Origin of the sequence: Rhodococcus oxybenzonivorans, from assembly GCF_003130705.1 — a bacterium.
Lineage (GTDB): Bacteria > Actinomycetota > Actinomycetes > Mycobacteriales > Mycobacteriaceae > Rhodococcus_F > Rhodococcus_F oxybenzonivorans.
The window spans coordinates 6,227,743-6,244,493 of sequence record NZ_CP021354.1 but is presented as its reverse complement, the minus strand read 5'-3'; the positions used below and the strand labels follow the sequence as shown (position 1 = coordinate 6,244,493).

Annotated in this window: 11 protein-coding genes and 1 pseudogene; 9 read left to right on the top strand and 3 right to left on the bottom strand. The window is 67.3% G+C overall.

What is annotated here, in order from left to right:
* The first annotated feature begins 4 nt into the window (after window positions 1-4).
* The 3 genes from CBI38_RS28895 (at window position 5) to CBI38_RS28885 (ending at window position 3,565) form a co-directional block, all read left to right on the top strand.
* Complete coding sequence (locus CBI38_RS28895) at window positions 5-1,066, top strand: helix-turn-helix domain-containing protein (RefSeq protein ID WP_230989996.1); 1,062 nt, start codon at window positions 5-7, stop codon at window positions 1,064-1,066.
* 112 nt (window positions 1,067-1,178) lie between these two features.
* Window positions 1,179-2,189, top strand: coding sequence for an alpha/beta fold hydrolase (locus CBI38_RS28890; RefSeq protein ID WP_162603299.1), 1,011 nt, complete (start codon window positions 1,179-1,181; stop codon window positions 2,187-2,189).
* A 404-nt stretch (window positions 2,190-2,593) separates the two neighbouring features.
* Window positions 2,594-3,565 (top strand): TIGR00341 family protein, encoded by a 972-nt coding sequence (locus CBI38_RS28885; RefSeq protein WP_109334352.1) that lies wholly within the window; start codon window positions 2,594-2,596, stop codon window positions 3,563-3,565.
* Between the two features lie 68 nt (window positions 3,566-3,633).
* On the opposite strand, the gene CBI38_RS28880 is transcribed toward CBI38_RS28885, so the two are convergent.
* Window positions 3,634-4,755, bottom strand: a complete 1,122-nt coding sequence (locus CBI38_RS28880) for a PQQ-dependent sugar dehydrogenase (protein ID WP_230990283.1) — start codon at window positions 4,753-4,755, stop codon at window positions 3,634-3,636.
* A gap of 537 nt (window positions 4,756-5,292) precedes the next feature.
* Here CBI38_RS28880 and CBI38_RS28875 point away from each other — a divergent pair.
* The 6 genes and pseudogenes from CBI38_RS28875 to CBI38_RS28850 all read left to right on the top strand — a co-directional run.
* Window positions 5,293-6,450: pseudogene (locus tag CBI38_RS28875) on the top strand (glycosyltransferase family 87 protein); the annotation flags it as partial.
* A gap of 41 nt (window positions 6,451-6,491) precedes the next feature.
* Window positions 6,492-7,859 carry a TrkH family potassium uptake protein gene (locus tag CBI38_RS28870; RefSeq protein WP_257792462.1) on the top strand — a complete coding sequence of 456 codons (1,368 nt, stop codon included), beginning with the start codon at window positions 6,492-6,494 and terminating at the stop codon, window positions 7,857-7,859.
* Window positions 7,852-8,523 carry a potassium channel family protein gene (locus CBI38_RS28865; protein ID WP_230989995.1) on the top strand — a complete coding sequence of 224 codons (672 nt, stop codon included), beginning with the start codon at window positions 7,852-7,854 and terminating at the stop codon, window positions 8,521-8,523. The genes CBI38_RS28870 and CBI38_RS28865 overlap by 8 nt, the downstream gene beginning before the upstream one ends.
* 96 nt (window positions 8,524-8,619) lie before the next feature.
* Window positions 8,620-10,782 (top strand): acyltransferase family protein, encoded by a 2,163-nt coding sequence (locus tag CBI38_RS28860; protein ID WP_109334348.1) that lies wholly within the window; start codon window positions 8,620-8,622, stop codon window positions 10,780-10,782.
* A gap of 248 nt (window positions 10,783-11,030) precedes the next feature.
* Window positions 11,031-13,037 carry an APC family permease gene (locus CBI38_RS28855; protein WP_230989994.1) on the top strand — a complete coding sequence of 669 codons (2,007 nt, stop codon included), beginning with the start codon at window positions 11,031-11,033 and terminating at the stop codon, window positions 13,035-13,037.
* A gap of 250 nt (window positions 13,038-13,287) precedes the next feature.
* Window positions 13,288-14,187, top strand: a complete 900-nt coding sequence (locus CBI38_RS28850) for an alpha/beta fold hydrolase (protein ID WP_109335442.1) — start codon at window positions 13,288-13,290, stop codon at window positions 14,185-14,187.
* A 42-nt stretch (window positions 14,188-14,229) separates the two neighbouring features.
* Here the strand turns inward: CBI38_RS28850 and CBI38_RS28845 are convergent, their stop codons facing one another.
* Together CBI38_RS28845 and CBI38_RS28840 are read right to left on the bottom strand one after the other, a co-directional pair.
* Window positions 14,230-15,831 carry an ABC transporter permease gene (locus tag CBI38_RS28845; protein ID WP_109334344.1) on the bottom strand — a complete coding sequence of 534 codons (1,602 nt, stop codon included), beginning with the start codon at window positions 15,829-15,831 and terminating at the stop codon, window positions 14,230-14,232.
* Window positions 15,828-16,742, bottom strand: a complete 915-nt coding sequence (locus CBI38_RS28840) for an ABC transporter ATP-binding protein (RefSeq protein ID WP_109334342.1) — start codon at window positions 16,740-16,742, stop codon at window positions 15,828-15,830. Before CBI38_RS28840 ends, CBI38_RS28845 begins: the two co-directional genes overlap by 4 nt.
* Between the last annotated feature and the right edge of the window lie 9 nt (window positions 16,743-16,751).

Sequence of the window (16,751 nt, the reverse complement as noted above, 5' to 3'; positions counted from 1 at the left end):
CTGGATGCAGGGACTGATGTACCGGCTCGCCGAGCTCGATGCGGACTCGGCGGGACTGGTACGAGTGATCGACTATTTCGACGCGCTGGTCCGACACGGCGCGGACACGGCGTCGATGCTCCGGGCGAGTGCCGCGCTGGCCGACTGCGTCGTCGGTATCGACATTTCTGGGTGGTCCGGCAGTTCCGAGCCGCGCCGCTGCGACCCTCGCGGGCGGTGGTCTCCGCAGCCCCGGCTCGCGCCCAGTGCATCGAAGGACGTCGTGGTCGACGATGTGGTGGTCGGGTCTGTCTGGATAGAGAGACCGGGTGCGAGTCTGCCGCTCGACGACATGCTCGTCGATCGGATGGCCTTGACCGCGGCGATCATCCTGCAACCGCGCCGTGTGCTCAGCGACGCCGAGCACACACGCAATCTTCTGTTTCCGATGGACGAGCTGGCGGTGCTTACCTCATGCGCTGCGCTGCGGATCGAACCGTCGACTCCGGTCCGTGTGCTCGTGTACACGGCCCGCGGCGGCGCGCGCCTACCGCTACCCGGTGAGCTCGCACCCGGCCGCTCCACCGAGATCGAGGTGGACGGCGATTCGCTGATGCTCCTTGCGGAATCTTGCGAGCCGACAAAGGAATTCGCCGACGTGGCCCGCTCTCGATCCGTGCAGGTGGGTCTCTCACTGGCGGGCCCGGCGTCGGACGCGAACACACTTGTCGGCACAGCGAAATTCGCTCGTAGTCAGGCTTCCGGACTTGAACCGATCGGAAACGCGGACGACCTCGGCGCCCTCAACCTACTGGTCGCAGGACAGAGCCTCGCACACGCCGCGATTCCCGATCTTGTTCACGCCGCCGAACTGCGCGACTCCGAACAAGGGGCGGAGTTGCTGGCGACGCTGCGGGTGTATCTGCGGTCGGGAACACTGCGGGCCGCGGCGGAGAGCATGCACCTGCACCACAGCAGCGTTGCGCACCGGCTGACCAAGCTGTCCAGGCATCTGGGTTTCGCTGTCGACGCGATCGAGAATCGGGCTCGTGCGACGGCACTGATGATGGTGATCGACAACCGGTGACGAGCTCACCCCGCGGCGGCCGGCGGCTCGGTGATCACTTCCCCCTCCTGATCGACTACTTGTCGAAAACTCGCTGGTCGACTCCCATTGAATGAGGAGGAAGGGATACACCGTGCGATACGACGACTGGGCCGCCCGGTCGCAGCAGTGGGCGGGGTTGCGCAGCGTGTCGACGAGCGTGTGCGGCGTGCCCGTGCACTATGTCCGAGCGGAGCCCGCTTCGACCGCGCCTCCCGACGCGCCAGTTCACCTGCTGGTGCCCCCGATGACCGGTAGCGCGAGCATGTGGATTGATCTCGTTCCTCACCTGCGCCGGCTCGGGCCGGTGATTTCCGTCGACGTCCCAGGGACGATTGCCGGCCACACCGGTGATCTGTATCGGCACGGGCCACGCGCGGACCTGGACGCTCGCTTCGTGGCGGCCTTCGTCCGGCAGCTCCGCCTCGAGAGCCAGCTGGTGCTGCACGGCTGGTCGATGGGTGGTTTGGTGGCGGCGCTGGCCGCCACGATAATGCCCGAGAATACGCTGGGAGTCGTCTTGGCGGCTCCGACGCTACCGTGGCGCCGGACGTCGCTAGCCGAGGCACTCGGGTGGCAGACGCTGGGGCGCCTCGTCGTCGCAGCCGGCCCGCCGACGACGCGGATAATATTGCGACTGACGGGCGGGCGCATACTCGACGCCAAGCGAACCGCGATCACAAACGCGGGCTCCATCTCAGGTCTCAGAACCGGCCTCGTCGGTGGCAACCCGGCTCGTGTCTCACGAGCACAAGTCGAGCTGTGGCTCGATGGCCTCGAGGCGGCCCGCGAGCACCCGGAACGGCTTGGGGGCACGGCCACGGCATTCGCGTCGATCGTCAAAGCGATGTTCATCACGCAAAGACAGACGAACGAGGCGCTCGATTGCGTGCGGGTGCCCGTGCTTGTGCTGTGGGGAAGGGACGATCACATTGTCGACCCCACGTCGCTCATGCAGCACGCCCGACGGCCGGGCTGGACGCCCCGACCCATCGATGACGTTGGACACCTACTACCCGTTGAGGCGCCCGACCTCTACGCGCAGGCGGTCCGCTGGTGGCTCGCCGACAGTCTTGGAATGCCCGGATTCGGAAGCCCTACGTAGGTGGGTGCCTTCCCGGCCCCAGCACAACGGCTCCGCGGAGGCCAGTTCCTCGCCGCTCGGACGGAGAATCACCCACCACGGATGAAGCAACGGCCAGCGGGTGATGACAGGGTCGAGCCCACGTCGACACGTTTGGATACTGCGTGTTGACGTGACGAACCGACCGCGATCGTCGGGGATCTCGCCGTCGACGGTCGTGTTCTCGTGAGAGGAGAACCATGACGAGTCAGGACGCGGCTTTCACCCTGACCAACCGGACCTGCACCGCGCCCTGCTGGGCGAACTGGTCGGCTACCTCGACGACCCGGACCCGAACTTCGCGATCCTGACGCCCCGTCTACTTGGGGATGCGAGGCGATTCGACGGCGAACAGTGGTGTTCGGCCGCGACGGTGAGGGGGTTGTATGCAGAAACTCGTTCCCGATGGGCAACGTCGGACGTTGGCCCAGCTCGACGAACGCCTCAACTTCTCGGTCGGTGATACAGGCGCGAAGCGTTCCGCGTTCTGGGTGATGTTGACCTTGTCGGCGGTGATCGCAGTGGCCGGGGTGGTAGGTGATTCCACCGCCACGGTGATCGGCGCGATGATCGTCGCACCGCTGTCGACGCCTATCCTCGGGGTGGGGTTGGGCATCACTACCGGCAGCGGCCGCCTGATCGCACAGAGTCTGCTTTACGTCGCAGCGGGCATCGTTCTGGTCGTCGTGTTAGGTGTGGTGTTCGCGCAGGTATTGCCGAATCCGACGAACGTGCTATCCAATTCGCAGGTACTCGGCCGAACCTCCCCGACGCTGATGGACCTGGCCGCCGCACTGGCCACCGGCCTGGTCGGTGCCATCGCCATCGCCCGAAAAGATGTCGGTGACGTCCTGCCCGGGGTCGCCATCGCGATCTCCCTGGTACCTCCGCTCGCGGTCGTGGGGGTGTGCCTGGGATCGGGGTCCCCCTCCCTGGCAGCGGGTGCATTCGTGCTGTTCGCATCGAATGTGGTGGCGATGGTTATCACCTCGACGGCTGTGCTCGTGGCCGCGGGATACGCCGGGGAGGTCGACAGTGTCACAGGCTCCCACCGGCGACGGGCCTATACCCTCCTGACGGTGGTGCTGCTCGTGGTCGCGATCCCGATGGTGGTCAACTCCCTGTCATCGGTGTGGGCACGGCAGATCAACACCGCAGCCGAGCAATGGCTGGCCGGCACCCCCGGCGCCGAGGTCACCGATGTCACCTGGCAGGGCGGCACGGCCACGGTCGCGGTCCTCGGTCCCGAAACGCTGCCGTCGCTCGGCGAGCTCGAGAAAACCGTCGAGGCGCTGATCCCCTGGAACCCGGACGTGCAGGTCGTGCACACCGTCGGGAGCCGGCTCGTGGCTGAATGAGAACCGCTCACCGATAGTGGCGATAAGTTTCGTCACGCTTCGGGTGCACCCGCAGGGCAGGTGGGAGCCTATCGTCTGCTGGCGGGGGTGATACGGAGCACTTTGTCGTCGTTTCCGTTGTCGGTGGTGACGAGCAGTGACCCGTCGGCTTGGGCGGCGACGGTGCGGATGCGGCCGAATGTGCCGGTCAGTTCCGGGGGGATGGCCTCGGCGATCACACGGATCCCGGCGGGGTCGAGTCGCAGGAACCGTACCTGGCGGCCCTTCAGTACTCCGACCGCGAGAGCACCGGACCAGGTGCCCCAGCCGGATCCGGTGACGAATGAGCCGCTCGCGGTGGCGATGGTGGCAGGGCCGGAACTCCACACCGCCTCGATCGCCCCGGGTACTCGATCCGGGTCGGTCATCGGCACGGATTCGTCGTAGAAGCCGTCTCCGGTGTCCGGGTGCCAGCCGTAGTTTGCGCCGGGAATCAGCCGGTTCACTTCGTCGTCGCGATGAGTGCCCTGTTCGATGGAGTAGATGTCGCCGGTGTCGGGGCGGATCGCCAGTCCTTGGACGTTGCGGTGGCCGAGCGTGTAGACCGCGCTGTCAGCGAACGGGTTTCCCGTGGCGGGTTCACCGGTGATGGCGTCGACTCGTAACACCTTCCCGCCGAGGGAGTTTGGGTCCTGAGGTGCACTCGCTTGGGTGGCGTCACCGGTGCCGATCAACAGTGTTCCGTCGGGATGGGGGAGGAGGCGGCAGCCACCGTGCCGGCCGCGGACGCTCAGCGGAAGTCCGGTGACCAAGACTCGGGTCGGGGCCAGCACGGTCCAGTCGAGGTCCGCGGTCCAGGCTTGCACCCGGATGTCGGTGACCTCGCCGGTGGTGTGGGTCTGGCAGGTATACAGGGTGCGGGTGGCGGCGAAGTCGGGGGCGAGGGCGATTCCCATCAGGCCGAGTTCGTCGTGGACGACGAGGTCGGACACATCCGCCGCGAGCACGCCCGTGCTGCCGTCGGGTCGTCGGACGGCGAAGCGGCCGGAGCGCTCGCCCGTCAGTAGGGTGCCGTCCGGGGCGGCCACTACGTCCCAGGGATGGTCGAGCCCGTCGATCTCGGTGACGACGTCGAGCGCGGGAAAGGACTCCGCATCGTGAGACGGCGCTGGACCGCATGCCGTCGCGGCCGTCCAACAGGTCACGATCACGACGACCGATGCCCGTCGCCGGCGGCGGCGACCGACCAGTGACCACACTGAGGGCACCCGACTCACCCTCTAATCATGGCAGCAGGTGCATCGGAAGGGTCGGTGGTCGACACGAAATTTCTGGCACGGCGAGCCCGGCGAGAATCTATGCCAAAGAGGCTTTCGATTAACGGATCGTCAACCACTCGAGACGTACTTCCCCCTCCTTTCAGCCGGAGCGGGAGCCGCCGACGGAGGAGTTCTCGGGCGGGCACCCTACGCGTTGCTGTGCCGCCACCTCCGAAACGGGCGGTTGCGACTGCGGCTCGCCGCCGGACTTCCGAGTCGATGGCGGTTTCTTCGGATGACCCGGCGGCGTTAGAGTGGCCGACGGTGTGCCGGGAAGTCTGGTCGGCGGTGTATTCGGCGAACGCAAGGCAAGGACTTCCGTATGAATTCACGGTGTGTGGTGCACCCGGCTGTTTCCCCCCGATCTCGGGTGCGCTCTTCGGGAGCGGTGTGAGCTCCGCGTGGCGGCCGGTTTCCTGGCGGCGGACGATGGCCGAACTGGTCGAGGGTCCGCGGGATCCGGCTGCCGTGGCCGCTGCGGTGCTGTGGCCGGTCGCGGTGATGACGGCGTTGCACCGGGTGCTGATCAAGGCGGTCGACGGGTACATCACCGACGACTTCGCGCCGGTCTACACGGCGGCGGTGGCGTTCTAGAACCGCCGGGAGGTCTACACCGCGGACTTCTCGTCGGTGGACCCGCACTATCTGTATCCGCCGAGCGGAACGCTGTTGATCGCTCCGATCGCGGTGCTGCCGCCGGAGCTGTCCCGATGGATGTTCATCCTTGCCAACACCGCCGCGATCCTGGTGGCGCTGTACCTTCTGCTGCGCATGTTCGGCCTCGGACTGCGGTCGCTGGCTGCCCCGCTTCTGCTGCTGGGGGCTTTCTTCTCGGAGGCGGTGACCAACACGTTGGTGTTCACCAACATCAACGGTCTGGTTCTGCTCGGGGAGATTGCCTTTCTGCTTCTGCTGCTGCGCCGCCGCGACTACTGGTCCGGCGCCGCGATCGGACTGACGTTCGCGGTGAAACCGATTCTTGCGCCGCTGCTGCTGCTGCCGTTGGTGCGGGGCCAGCGGAGGGTCTTCGTCACCGCGCTCGGGATACCTGTGGTGCTGACCGCTGTGGCGTGGCCGCTGGCGGCCGATCCTGCCGCGTTCCTCACACACACCGCCCCGTATCTGATGCAGTCGCGGGACTACTTCAACAGCGCCATCGTCGGCAACGGCACCTACTACGGTCTCCCGTCGCTGCTGATCACCGGTCTGCGGGGGTTGTTCGCGCTGCTGGTGCTGGGCTCGGTGTGGTTGCTGTGCCGGTATCACCGCAGTGACGAGGTGTTCTTCGTCACCACCACCTCCGGGGTGTTGCTGACCGGGTCGTTCCTGCTCGGCTCGCTCGGGCAGATGTATTACTCGATGATGCTGGTGCCGTTGTTGCTGTCGGTGGTGTTGCCGAACTCGGTGATGCGGAACTGGCCGGCCTGGTTGGCGGTGTACGGGTTCCTCAGCTACGACAGTTGGCTCTCGGGCAGGTTTCCCGAGGCCGGGCGCGCCGCCGAGTACATGAAGACCACCCTCGGGTGGTCGCTGCTGCTGATCGTGATCTTTGGGGTGTTGCTGCACCGCCGGCTCGCGGCTCGACGAGTCGCGCCGGCGTCACCGGCCAAACAAGATGTGATGGTCCAGTGACGCCGACCCGGTTTCTGCCCAGCGCCAGGCACCCGGCCCGGTTGGTGGTGATGGGCTTCGGCGCGGCCACCGTGCTGGGCACCGTGTTGTTGATGCTGCCGTTCTCGTCGGAAGCCGGGGAGGCGACCGATCCGGTGACCGCGCTGTTTACCGCCACCTCGGCGGTCTGCGTGACCGGTCTCGTGGTGGTCGACACCAGCACCTATTGGTCGTTGTTCGGTGAACTGGTCATCCTCGGACTCATCCAGATCGGCGGGTTGGGCATCATGACCCTCGCATCACTACTCGGCCTGCTCGTTGCCCGCCGGATGGGGCTGCGGATGCAACTGGTGGCGCAGACCGAGACGAAGAGCCTGCGCCTGGGTGAGAGCAAACGGGTCGTCCTCGGGGTCCTGAAAATGAGTGTGGCCGTCGAAGTCGTCGTCGCGATCATTCTGACCGCCCGGTTCGCGGCCGGGTATCACCAACCGCTCGGGCAGGCGATGTATTCGGGGATCTTTCACGCGATCTCGGCGTACAACAACGCCGGATTCGCTCTCTACGCCGACAGCCTGACCCGGTTTCAGACCGACGCGTGGATCATCGTCCCAGTGATGGCCGCCCTCGTCATCGGTGGTCTGGGATTCCCGGTGATCTTCGAGGTCACCCGCTCGATGAGGCGCACTGCCACACGGAATCGAACTGCGTCGCATTGGTCGCTGCACACCAAGATCACCCTGCTCACCTACGGTGTCCTCGCCGTGGTCGCGGTGCTGTCGATCACGGCGATCGAATGGGCCAACCCGCACACCCTCGGTCCGCTCGGTGTGCCCGGCAAGCTCCTGGCCGGGACGTTCGCCGGTATCTCGCCGCGGACGGCGGGCTTCAACTCGGTCGACATCGCCGGCATGCACCCGTCGACCCTGCTGCTGACCGATGTGCTGATGTTCATCGGCGGCGGCAGCGCGGGCACAGCGGGTGGGATCAAGGTCACCACCTTCGCGTTGTTGGCGTTCGTGATCGTCACCGAGATCCGCGGGGAACCCACCGTGCACGTCATGGGCCGGCGGTTGTCGGCGATGGTGCAGCGGCAGGCGATCACCGTGGCCCTGCTCGGGGTGGGCGCGGTCATGGCCGGCACCCTGACTCTGCTGTTGCTGACCGACTTCGATCTCGACGCTGTCCTGTTCGAGGTCGTCTCCGCATTCGGCACCGTCGGCCTGTCGGCGGGGATCACCGCCGACCTGCCGGCGGCCGGGCAGATACTGCTGGTGGCGCTGATGTTCGTCGGGCGCCTGGGCCCGATCACCCTGGCCTCCGCGCTCGCCCTGCGCGAACGTGGCCGCCGCTACGAACTACCTGAGGAGAGACCCATCGTTGGCTAGAACACCGAAACGCCACGTCCCCCGCGTCACCGTGATCGGGCTGGGACGCTTCGGCGGCTCCCTCGCCCGGGAACTGGTTGTCCGCGGCTCCGACGTGCTGGGGGTGGACTCCGACCCGGAACGGGTGCAGCGCTACGCCGACGAGCTCACCCACTCCGCCGTCGCCGACACCACCAACCGGGACGCTCTCGAGCAGCTCGGGATCCCGGAGTTCCGGCACGCCGTGGTCAGCATCGGCACCGATCTCGAATCGAGCATCCTGACCACCTCCCTGCTGGCGGACTTCGAGATCGCGAACATCTGGGCGAAGGCGACCAGCCGCCAGCACGGACGCATCCTGGAACGGGTCGGCGCCCACCATGTCGTGCTGCCCGAACACGACATGGGTGAGCGGGTCGCGCACCTGGTCACCGGACGGATGCTCGACTACATCGAGTTCGAAGAGGACTATGCCATGGTCAAGACCCTGGCCCCACCGGCGATCATCGGGTCCCCGCTGGCCGAGAGCGGGATCCGCAGCAAATACGGGATCACCGTGGTCGCGATCAAGCATCCCGGCGAGGACTTCACCCACGCGGCCCTCGACACCGTCGTGCGCGACGGGGACATCCTCATCGCCGCCGGCCGTAGCACCCAGGTCGAACTCTTCGCCGACCTGACCTGACCCGCCAGCTGACATCTGAACCTCCCGGTCCCGTTTCCCTTGTCGGACGACGAGTTCCAGGGACCGGGTCGACGCCGGCCGACCGAAAAGACACCGATGAACACCGATCCCCACCCCCACGGCAGACCCGTCGGGGGCCAGAACACCGGCGCGAGTCCGGAAACCGGGCACCGGCCCAGCGCCCCGGTGTCCGCTACCCGCGCCGACCCGCACCGGTACCGACACGATCTCGATGGGCTGCGGGGCCTGGCGATCGCTTTGGTGGTGATCTTTCATCTGTGGCTCGGCCGAGTGTCCGGCGGTGTCGATGTGTTCCTGGTGCTCTCTGGGTTCTTCTTCACCGGCATGCTGCTGCGGCGATCCGGTGCCGGGGGTGGCCCATCGATGCGAGCGGTACTGGGGAGAACCGCCCGCCGGCTGCTGCCGGCGCTGGTGGTGGTGTTGGCGACCACCGCGGCCGTCACCGTCCTCACACGACCGTTCACTCAGTGGAGTGTGGTCGCCGAGCAGCTGGTCACGTCGCTGCTGTATGTGCAGAACTGGCAGTTGGCGACCACGGCCGCCGACTATCAGGCCGCCGACGCCTCGGTTTCCCCAATGCAGCACCTGTGGTCGATGTCCGTGCAGGGCCAGTTCTATTTTCTGATCCTGATCGTCGTGGTGATACTCGCTGCCGGGTGCCGCCGGGCCGGAATCGCGGCGGTGGTGCGGCCGGTCACCGCCGCAGTGATCACGGCAGCCGGTGCGGTGTCGCTGCTGTATGCGGCAGAGGTCTCCCGCACCCACCAGGGGTGGGCGTACTACGACACCGCTGCCCGGGTGTGGGAATTGCTGGTCGGCGCCCTGCTGGCATGTGTGATCGGCCGGGTGACGCTGCCGCCGGCAACTCGTGCGGTGCTCGCCGGGACCGGCCTGGCGACGATCGTCGTGTGCGGGCTGGTCGTGGACGGGGCACACCTGTTTCCGGGCCCGGCCGCACTGATCCCCGTCCTTGCCACCGCCGCGGTGATCCTGGCCGGCGCCGGGATCGACGCCCACACCCCAAACGCGCCCACGGTGGTGCGGTTCCTCGCCGCACGGCCGCTCGTCGAGCTCGGTGCGATCGGGTATGCCCTGTATCTGTGGCATTGGCCGGTATTGATCTTCTACCTCACTTGGCGTGAACGGCCCGCCGTCGGGCCGGTGGGTGGGCTGATCGTGCTCGCCGTTTCGCTGGTCCTGGCCCGGCTCACCCACGTGTGGGTGGAAACACCACTGCGCCGCGGATCGGCGTCACCCTCGGCCGCGCGACCCGGCCGCGGTCGCCCTCGAATCGTCACCACGGTCGTCACCGCTGCCGGGGCTGCGGTGATAGCCGCAGCAGGGGGCTGGCAGTGGTATCTGTCGCACAATCCGGAAACCGCGGCCCGAGTCGGTGAGCTCGACCCGAAAATCTATCCCGGTGCCGCGAAACTACTCGATGGCGCGTTCACCCCGCACGCCAAAATGCGCCCCACCCTCCTCGAGGCACCTGGCGACCTACCCCCCTCCAGTTTCGACGGGTGCATCTCTGACATGAGCACCAGGGACGTGATCACCTGCACCTACGGCGATCCCGCCGCCGACCGGACACTCGCGGTGGTCGGCAGCTCCCACGCCGAACATTGGCTCACCGCCCTCGACGCCATCGGAAGTACCCGCGGTGTTCGGATCGTGTCGTATCTGAAGATGGGCTGCCCACTCACCCTTTCCGACGAACCGATGCTCGGCGATCAGCCGTACCCCGACTGCCGGGACTGGTCCGCCGAGGTCCTCGACCGCCTCCGCGACGACCGCCCGGACGCGGTGCTTTCGACCGCGACCCGCCCGAACCCGGACGGGCCGGGCGACATCACCCCGGACGACTACATTCAGGTCTGGACCCGGTACGCCGACTACGGGCTGACGTTCCTCGGCCTTCGGGACACCCCCTGGCTGCATCGCGACGGGGTTCCGTATCGGGCGATCGACTGCCTGGCGGAGGGCGGAGACGTCGATACCTGCGGGATGCCGCGCGATGCGGTGTTGGCCGCTCACAATCCCGCCCTCGCCCCGGCCGCAGAGTTCCCGCTGGTCTATCCGCTCGATCTGTCCGACGCCGTGTGCGATGTGTCGCTCTGCCGGGTCGTGGAAGGCAACATCCTCATCTACCACGACTCCCACCATCTCTCGGCGACCTATGTGCGCAGCCTCGCCCCCGAACTCGACCGGCAGATCGGGGCTACCACCGGCTGGTGGTAGCCCAGCCCCCACCGCACGGCACTGACCGGACGACGGTGCCCTTCGATCCACACGGGCAACTGTGTGGCGACCACCCCGGGGACCCCGTGCCTCTGGCGAACTCGCGTCGGGATCTCGCACGCCCGCGACGATAGGACCCCGCCGTCCCCTGCAGGGTCTCGACGGGCTTCGCGCACCGACGATTCTTTACGGGATCTCTATGTCCGAACACCGCCATGGCCGCCCGAGTGAATCTAGGCTCGATCGTTGTGGCCTCCACAGCGTCGGTGCTCAAAAGGGTGTTGCTGGGGCGCCCGTTCCGTAGTGATCGGCTCGGGCGCACCCTGCTGCCGAAGCGGATCGCGCTGCCGGTGTTCGCCAGCGACCCGCTGTCGTCGGTGGCGTATGCGACGCAGGAGATTCTGCTGATCCTGACCCTGGGCGGGTTGACCTATCTCTACCTGGCGCCGTGGATCGCCGGCGCCGTCGTCGTGCTTCTCGCGGTGGTGGTGTTGTCCTATCGGCAGGTGGTGCGGGCCTATCCCAGTGGAGGTGGCTCCTACGAGGTGGCTTCGGAGAATCTGGGGCCGGTTGCCGGGCTGATCGTCGCGGCCGCGTTGCTGGTCGACTACGTGATGACCGTCGCGGTGTCCGTCGCGGCTGGGGTGGACAACATCATCTCGGCATTCCCTGATCTCAACGCGCACCGGGTCGCACTGTGCCTGGGTTTCATCGTGCTGCTCACGGCGATGAATCTGCGCGGGATCCGTGAATCCGGGCGGGCGTTCGCCGCTCCGACCTACGCGTTCGTCGCCGGAGTCCTGGTGATGATGGTGATCGGGCTTTCCCGGGCGCTGCTGGGCGATCCGCCGGTCGCGGAAAGCGCGCAGTATCAGATCCATGCCGAACAGGTCGGTCTGAACAGTCTGGCGGTGGCGTTTTTGGTGCTGCGCGCGTTCTCCTCCGGGTGTACTGCACTGACCGGGGTCGAGGCCATCTCCAATGGGGTCCCCGCCTTCCGTAAACCCAAGGCCCTCAATGCTGCCCGCACGATGGTCGCGATGGGTGCCATCTCGATCACCATGTTCACCGGGGTGACCGCGCTCGCGCTGGTCTCGCATACTCGGGTCACCGAAAACACCTGCGATCTCATCGGATTCGCCGGGGACTGTGCCACCGATCCGCAGCGCACCGTCATCGCCCAGATCGCTGCAGCGGTGTTCGGTAGCGAGAGCATCTTGTTCTTCTATATGCAGGCCACGACGGCGCTGATCCTGATCCTGGCCGCGAACACCGCCTACAACGGGTTCCCGCTGCTGAGTTCGATTCTGGCCCAGCACCGATATCTTCCTCGTCAGCTGCACACCCGTGGGGACCGGTTGGCCTACTCGAACGGCATCATTGTGCTCGCGGTGATCGCCGGCACCCTGATCTACGCGTTCGACGGATCCGCGACTCGGCTGATCCAGCTCTACATCGTGGGGGTGTTCACCTCGTTCACCTTCTGTCAGGCCGGGATGGTGCGCCACTGGAACCGCGAACTCGTCGGCGCTCCCACCCCGGTGGACCGGCGCCGCATCTACCGCGCCCGCGGCATCAACGCATTCGGGGCCTGTTTCACCGGCATCGTCCTCGTCGTCGTCATGGTCACCAAGTTCACCCACGGCGCTTTCCTGGTCGTCATCGCCATTCCGGTGTTGTGCCTGCTCATGCACGGCATTCACCGGCACTACGCGGCGGTGCGGGCTGAACTCGAGTCCGACGGCGACGACGAGGAGACCTTGCCCAGCCGGGTGCATGCCGTGGTGTTGGTCTCCGGCTGGCACAAGGCCACCAACCGGGCGATCAAGTTCGCCCGTGCCACCCGCCCGGACACCCTCGTCGCCCTGACGGTGAATGTCGACGACGCCGACACCCGCCAGCTGCACCGGGACTGGGACAGTCACGAGGTCAGCATCCCGCTCACCGTGATCGAGTCCCCGTACCGTGACATCACCCGGCCGGTCGTCGACTACGTCAAACGACTCCGCCGCACCAGTCCCCGCGATGTGGTGGCCGTCTATATCCCCGAGTACGTGGTCGGGCGGTGGTGGGAGAACCTGCTGCACAACCAGAGCTCACTGCGCCTGAAAGGACGGTTGCTGTTCGAGCCGGGTGTGATGGTCACCAGCGTGCCCTGGCAATTGCACTCGACCGGCCGCCGGGATCTCACCCACATCGAGCACAGCCCCGGGGAGGTCCGCCGCGGCATCACCGGCACGGACTCCCCACCCTGACCACCTTTGTGACCACCGCGGTCGACGGCGGCACCCACCGCCGCGGGACGTCCCCACCGGCGGGGCGGTGTCCGATTTTCCGTCGGCCACGGTAGGGTGAGGGTGGTGCGCCGGGAAGTCTGGTCGGCAAAGTGTTCCGCTCTATCCCGACCAGGACAAGGACTTCCGCCATGTGGATCGCGCCGTACCGTTTGCCTGTTCCCGCCCGATCACCGTTCGGCTCGGAACGCCCGGGCCGGCGGTGATGAGCATGAAGTACCTTCCCGTCGGTACCCACGGCATTTACCACGAGACCGAGGACCGGGTCCCGGTCCGGCGCGCCTGCCGCGACCGCCTGCAGCACTGGCACCTCCCGCACGCCCTGACCCGGTTCGACACCGCCCTGGGCTCGACCACCGTCCTGACCGCGGGCACCCACACGGGTAGGCCACCGGTGGTGCTGCTGCCCGGTGCGGGCCTGAACGCATCGACAACTTTGGCCGCTATCGCCGCCTTGGGGGAAAATCATCGAGTCCTTGTCCCTGACTTGCCCGGCGAGCCGGGTCTGAGCTCGTCGCGCCGCCCGCACCGGCACTGGCACCACCTGTACGGGCAGTGGCTCGACGAAGTACTTCCCCAGCTGAGCACCGATCCGGTGATCGTGGTCGGGCACGCCCTCGGGGCGGCGATCGCGCTCGCCGCCACACCGGGTGACCGTGTGGCGGGACTGGTCTTGGTCAATCCGGCCGGAATCGCCGCAATCAGACGCACCTGGCAGTTGACCCGGATACGTGCGCAGTGGATGTACAGTCCCACCCTCGACCACAGCGAACAATTGCTGTCGTATCTGCTGGCGCCTCGGTTCATTCCGGATGTGGGCCTGGTCTGCTGGTACGCCATGATCGCCGAGCACTGCTTCCCTGGTCGGTTGCCGCGGCCACTTCCGGCCCGCACGGTCGGTCGCTGGGCCGAGCGGGTGCCGGTGATCGTGGCCACCGGTGAGCACGACCGGTTGGTCGGCCCGGACCGGTTGCGCGGGCGGGTGCGCTCGTTGCTCGGCGTCGACGTCCAGATCCTGCCCGGTTGCGGGCATCTCGTCCTGCGGGAAGCCCCCGAATCGGTGGCGGACCTGACCTCCTCGATTCCTCCCAGTGAGAAGGACACCGTGTGAGCACTCGTTCCCGGTTCGGGCGCCGCTGTACCCTCGTGTGATTCAGGTGGCGGCGACGTCCCGGCCGTGGAAGGCGACCAGTCCCGCGGCCGCGGCCACGGCCGCGAGCGCGGCGAGGACCACCAGCGGTGTCGCAGTGAATGATTCCAGCGGCATCTGCGGGATGTAGCCCAGCGGGGACAGGCCCTGCACCCAGCCCGGCAGTTGCAGGAGCGGGCCGAAGGTGCCGACCAGGTACCCGAACACCGGCAGAATCCACACCAGGGCGAACGCCTTCGGTGCGAGACCGAACAACAGCGCGGCTACCGCGGCCACGACCAAGACCGCGGGGGTGTGCGCGAGATACGCGAGCTCGAGCGTGATGACGTAGCCGGTGTTCCCGGTCACCAACGCCGCCCCGATTCCGGTCGCGACGCCGGAGAGGCCGAGTAGCAGCACCGCCCCCGCAGCCGCCGCGCCCACCCCCGATCCCATCCAGGTCAGTCGGCTGGTTGCGGTGGCCAGCACCGGGTCGGCTCGCCCGGCCGTCTCCTCGCTGCGCAGGCGCCTGACGGACCCGATCGCGAAGCAGGAAGCGAGGAACGCCATCGTAAAGCCCATCAACCCGAGGTAGCCGTCGACGAGGTTGCCGGTGGAGCCGCCCATGATCACCAGGATGTCGTCGGGCAGGTCCCCGAACGCGTCGGCGATCGATTCGGTGAAGGCCCCGTAGAACAGCCCGGCCACACTCAACCCGAGCGCCCAGCCGATCAGGCTGCCGCGCTGGAGTCGCACCGCCAGCGCGAACGGATTCGTCAGGGCCGCCGATGCGTCGGCCCGCCCCAAACGCGGGGCCAGCAGACCCGCCCCGATATCGCGGCGGGCCACGAGCCGGTAGGCGCAGGCCAGGGCGAGCGCGGCGAACCCGGCCGACAGTGTCAGCGGCCACCAGCGCGGGTCGACGAACACCCGGGTCTGCTGCGACCAGGCGATCGGGGACAGCCAGGACAGGGCGCTGCCGTGCTCGGCGGCAAGGTCACCGACCCCCCGCACCACGAACGCGGCCCCGAGGACGGCGCCGGCCCACCCGGTGGCTGCCCGCGCGTGCTCGGTCAACTGAGATGTCAGCGCTGCGACCGCAGCGAAAACCATTCCCACGGCGGCGAATCCGGATAGAAGCAGCAGCGAACCGGAGGCGTCGAACCCGGTGCCGGCCAGGGCAGCGGTGCCGGCCACGATCAAAGCGGTGTTCGCGACGAGGGCGGTGAGCATCGCCGCAGTCAGCGGCGCGAATCGGCCGACCACCCCGGCCAGGACCAGTTCGGTACGCCCGTCTTCCTCCTCGAGCCGGGTGTGCCGCACAACCAGCAGAATATTCATCAGCGCCGCCGCGACCATCAGATAGAGGGCGTACTGGTTGGCTAGGAACGCCTCCAGGGTGGGGGTATCCATGCCGTAGCCGGGGCCGGACATCATGATCGCGGCGGGGCTGCGGGCGAAGGAGGCGACGTTCGCGATGTCCTGCTCGGTGGGGTAGGCCAGTTTCAGGGCATTGGCGAAATACATCGTCATTACCGCGATCCCGAGCACCCAGGCGGGCAGCTTGATCCGATCCCGCCGCAGAGTGAAACGCAGCAGGGTGAGGGTGGCGCGCAGGGCGGTCATCGCACACCCCCCACGACGGCCGCGGTGCGAGCGTCGCCGTAGTGGCGCAGGAACAACTCTTCGAGTGAGGGCGGGGCGCTTTCGAGACTGCGCACCCCGTAGTCGGCAAGAGCCCGGACGATGTCGCCGAGGTAGGCATGATCGGCCTCGAAGACGGTGCGGCCGCGTTCGATCCGCAGTTCGTGTACCCCGGCCAGCTGGGCGAGCCCGGCGGGATCGCGGTCGGCGGTGACGGTGATCGTCGAACGGGTCAGGTGCCGCAGCTGGTCGAGCGTTCCTCTTTCCACCGTTCGCCCGTCCCGGATGATGGTGACGGTGTCGCAGAGCTTTTCGACCTCGGCCAGGATGTGACTGGACAGCAGCACCGAGCGGCCGGCCTCGGTGGCCTCGTCGATGCACTGCTGAAAAACCTGTTCCATCAACGGGTCCAGCCCGGAGGTGGGCTCGTCCAGAATGAGCAGTTCCACATCCGAGGCCAACCCGGCGATCAGGGCGACCTTTTGCCGGTTGCCCTTGGAGTAGGTCCGGCATTTCTTGCGGGGGTCGAGTTCGAAGCGGTCGATCAGGTCGGCGCGGCGGGCAGGGTTGACGTGTCCGCGCAACCGGCACAGCAGATCGATGGCTTCACCGCCGGTCAGGGTGGGCCACAGGCTGACATCGCCGGGCACATAGGCCAGGCGCTGGTGCAGCTGAACGGCGTCGCGCCACGGATCTAGTCCGAGTACGGTCGCCTTCCCGCCGTCGGGGCGCAGCAACCCGAGCAGGATGCGGATGGTGGTCGATTTCCCGGCCCCGTTCGGGCCGAGGAACCCGGCCACCTCGCCGGCGCCGACCGCCAGGTCGAGGTGGTCGAGGGCGGTGACGGGTCCAAATTTTTTGCTGAGGCCGACGGCCTCGATGACAGTGCTCATGGAGGTTCC

Coding starts and splice junctions, on each gene's coding strand:
- CBI38_RS28895 (WP_230989996.1), top strand. CDS start 5: ATGCAGGGACTGATGTACCGGCTCGCCGAGCTCGATGCGGACTCGGCG.
- CBI38_RS28885 (WP_109334352.1), top strand. CDS start 2,594: ATGCAGAAACTCGTTCCCGATGGGCAACGTCGGACGTTGGCCCAGCTC.
- CBI38_RS28860 (WP_109334348.1), top strand. CDS start 8,620: ATGAACACCGATCCCCACCCCCACGGCAGACCCGTCGGGGGCCAGAAC.
- CBI38_RS28850 (WP_109335442.1), top strand. CDS start 13,288: ATGAAGTACCTTCCCGTCGGTACCCACGGCATTTACCACGAGACCGAG.
- CBI38_RS28845 (WP_109334344.1), bottom strand. CDS start 15,831: ATGACCGCCCTGCGCGCCACCCTCACCCTGCTGCGTTTCACTCTGCGG.
- CBI38_RS28840 (WP_109334342.1), bottom strand. CDS start 16,742: ATGAGCACTGTCATCGAGGCCGTCGGCCTCAGCAAAAAATTTGGACCC.